This is a genomic window from uncultured Virgibacillus sp. (genome assembly GCF_947495635.1).
Taxonomy (GTDB): Bacteria; Bacillota; Bacilli; order Bacillales; family Amphibacillaceae; genus Virgibacillus; species Virgibacillus salarius.
Genome location: NZ_CANMAB010000176.1, coordinates 1 through 3,822 on the forward strand (window position 1 = coordinate 1; position 3,822 = coordinate 3,822).

A 3,822-nucleotide genomic window follows, 5' to 3' on the forward strand; every position below is an offset into this window, starting at 1 on the left:
CCAAGAGGGCTTTTTTTATGCATCCGGACTCTGCTTCGATATCCCCTCAAATTTCTCCCTTACAGGAATGCTCCTAATTTATATTTTTTATATTCTGGAAAGTTTTTACTTTGGTGTGGATCATCAAGAAGTTAAGTGAGAAGAGAATTCAGTATAGCAACGCAACAATACAAACGTACATTCGCATTCTTGAGGTACCACCATTATATCTTTATTCCTATTTAATCGTCAACTATATGACATTTCAGAAAGTACTTATAAAAGCAGGCTGTTCTCATCGGATGCGACCTATGGTAAACTTCGTTTATTAAGTTTTTCAGATAGATAACAAAGTATATTCCTGTAAATAAATAAGAATTTAATGTCATAAATGCTTAATACCAAAGAAATAACGCATGTAATTCGATTGTGAATTTACATGAATAGTACTGTGTGTTACCTCAAATCGGTACCCATTATATTAAGAAAACTCTGTTTTTATTTTTTTGCAAAGATATGCTTCGGTAGTTGCTTAAAAGATCCATCTTCATTAGTTAAGTAACTCATAACACGATTAGGTGGAAAATAGATATCTTCAAGCCCTAGATGAGGATACGAACTCCAAATATGCGCTAGAGCATGTGCATAGAATTCCTGAGACCAATCATCAAATAAATATCCAGAAGGTTCGATGACTTGGACAATGCGTTCATGGTCATTTTGAATAGTCATATATCGAGGAGAGTATTTGGCTAAATATTCCTTGTAGTTAATTTTAGCGTAAAGTTCCTTTAACTGAACAGGATGAAGGGTTTTATCCATATATTTATTAAAATAATCTTTGCCAAATTCAGCCTGAACACCAGAATCCTCGATACATAGAATAAATCCAATATCGTTCATTTTCATGCCATAAACGGTTTGAATGAGACTGTCAAAGTAATCAAAGTTGGATTCCTGCCAATCATCTTCCTCATATTCATATATTTTAAAGATGAAAATGGAATAAGGTTTGACCGAGATGTATTCAGTAGGGAAACGAATGCCCTGCAGTAACATATGCAACGTTTGGAATTTTTTCATCGCTTCAGGACTCATAATGGTCCCAGCAGTTGGATTCCTTTGATCAACATTTAGGGATAATTCCTTAAAGAACAAACCGTAAAGAATTTTAGCAGCCCAATAGAATATTTTGTCTTGATCCAACTGAATAAATGAATCATAACCGCCATCTACGGCTTTCGATATGTCAATTTCCAGTTGAGATAGATGTTCATTGTTACATGTATTGCAGCAAGGAATTTTTAGCATTCGATAGGGAATTAGTGTCCCATTTAATAAGGTAATAGTTTTATTCCATAGATTAAATTTGTGTAGTAGCCATTTGGGAAAGATGTGTTCGTCTGTGTTTTCTGTTAGTTCCTCGCCACATAAAAAGCAATGGTCCTGGGTAAGAGGCATGTCCATATCCATATGAGATCACAACCTTCATAACTATTTTTTATTATTAAAATTATACCATAATTTACATTTTGTTTGAGAAAAAGACTAAAAACAAGAATTTTTTGTATTATGATTAGTTCATATTGGATTGCAAAAAGCTCTTCTAATAATCGCTTACTTAATTCCAATTGCGATTGGAGTATTAATTTAGTTGTCAATGTCTAATTCAAACCAGTAACATCATTTATTCTTCTTCAATATAATAAGTGGCATGCGATAGTTAATACTGCAAAGTTTCTTGTTTAACTGTCTCTTCCTTATGTTACATACGATTTCATTACACAGCCAACAACTATACAGCCTTCAAATAATTTTTCAAAAAATATCAAATTTTATCCCTTTTAGATGGTTATAATTCAGACATAAAAATTACCACCTCCATTAGTTAACAAAAGTTGTTGAATATCGCGGATGAATTGAGCCACGGGTGTGGAGTTTTGATCCAGTGATTGCGGATAAAATGAGCCACCATTTGCGGTCTTGAGAGCCAGAGATAACGGAAGAGAATAACCCAAATCATTTTTCTCATGAGCTTTAGATTGCTAGAAGGTGTGTGCTACTTGCTGCTTATTGTTAGTGTAGTATGCTGAACATGAAGTAGTGCGCCAACAGATGGAAGAAATGACAATATTTTTAAAAGGACAAAAACATCAACTGAAGGAGTTTGATGATCAACTCGTAAGAAGACTTATTGAAAAATAACAGTTCATGAAAAAATTTAACTGTTGAATTTAAATCAGGATTTGAAAAGCTTATAGATATATGAAATAAAACTTTTCGATCTCATGTCAATACAGGCATGGGCTTATTTTTGTTTTAAATTGACTGAATTTTCCTGTGAATATAAAATGAAGTAAAGGATGAAGAGAGGGAAAAAAGAATGCTATCAATCTCTAGGAATGATTTATACGAAAAACTGTGGAGTATAGGAATTACTAAAACAGCTAAAGAACTAAATGTTCCTTATAATAAATTGAAAAATGCTTGTACTAGTAATGATATTCCACTACCTACAGCATCTTATTGGAGTAGTTTACATATGGGGAATAAGAAGCCAGTCCAACCATCACTACCAAATCCAAATGATAAACGAATGATTGCTCTTGGAATAGCTAAAAAACAAAATGCAGTAACACCTAAAAAAATTATAACAGCTGTAAATGACAAAAAATCCAATAGTACCTCTATTGGAAAAAATATCGCTTCATCTATAAAGAAAGAAGAAAAGGATAAAACGACTTATTTTTCATACTTAGAATCCGATCAGGAAAATTTAACTGATATTTATAACACGTTAAAGGTTAATAAAAATTTATCTAGTAAACCCCATAGGGAAATAGTGAAATACCGCAAAAAAACTCAATCATATAGAGAAGATAAATTAAGAATTAATTCAGCTTCTGGTGAAATCATTCCAGAAATTTTACCTTTTATAGATAGTTTATTTAAAGCGCTTGAAAAGGCAGGAGCAAAGATTGTTAGTAAGTTTGATGAAACAGAAGTATTGTATAAAAAATGTACTTTTACATTGAATTTTAAACTACCTTGTAAAAAGATAATGCTTTCTCCAGACGATAAAAATTATTCAACTTATCATACATTTGAATATGAAACAACCGGGAAAATAAACGTTGAAGTAGGTTACAAAGTTTATTGGTACAAATGGGGTAGATATGAAAAATTAATAAAACAAACTAAGACTACAACACCTGAAGACTTACTAAGAAGAGTATTTTTATATATATTTTCACTTCCAGAAATCATTAATGAAAAAGAAAGGAATCATATCATAGCAGAAGAGAAAAAGCTGAAAGAAGAACAAGAGAGGGAATTACTCAGGGAGCAGAGAGAAAAGGAATATAGTAAAACCCAAGTTTTGCTGAATAATTCGATGAACTATTTTTATTCGAAATTAATAAAGGAATACATTTCCGCTGAATTAGATGAAACAACAGATGAATATGAGTGGGCCATGAAAAAAGCAAAATGGATTCAGGATTCAAATAAATACCAAGATGATCTATTAAGAGAAGAAGACAAAGAAATGTTATTAAATATAAAGACTAGACGGGAAACGCTTTAAATAAGATACACAGCAGCTATTGGAGGCTTCTACGTTTCTAATAGCTGTTTATTCATTACTACTATTGGCTCTCGACTCCGCACTTACTGGCTCAATCCTCCCCAAGTGGAAGCTCAAAACTCCACACAGATGGCTCATTCTGTCCGCAATATTCAGTTGTATAGTACGTTTATAACTTTATTGTGACTGCTAAACTAAAGTAGACAGTTTCCGCTAGATTAGAAGAAACACTTATTTACCCAAATATACCAGTAAAA

The 3,822-nt window shown here is 32.3% G+C and carries 2 protein-coding genes; one reads left to right on the forward strand and one right to left on the reverse strand.

The window, feature by feature from the left end; all coding sequences use genetic code 11:
- Positions 1–477: 477 nt before the first annotated feature.
- The gene (locus Q1A47_RS20195) at positions 478–1,446 is read right to left on the reverse strand and encodes a hypothetical protein (protein ID WP_299632735.1); all 969 of its coding nucleotides are present in this window, start codon (positions 1,444–1,446) and stop codon (positions 478–480) included.
- 916 nt (positions 1,447–2,362) lie between these two features.
- On the opposite strand from Q1A47_RS20195, the gene Q1A47_RS20200 reads away from it, so the two are divergent.
- Entirely contained in the window at positions 2,363–3,565 is a 1,203-nt protein-coding gene (locus Q1A47_RS20200) for a hypothetical protein (protein WP_166531046.1), read from the forward strand.
- Positions 3,566–3,822: the final 257 nt, after the last annotated feature.

Excerpts from the sequence above, each read along its gene's own strand:
- Q1A47_RS20195 (WP_299632735.1), bottom strand. The coding sequence starts at position 1,446 with ATGGACATGCCTCTTACCCAGGACCATTGCTTTTTATGTGGCGAGGAA.
- Q1A47_RS20200 (WP_166531046.1), top strand. The coding sequence starts at position 2,363 with ATGCTATCAATCTCTAGGAATGATTTATACGAAAAACTGTGGAGTATA.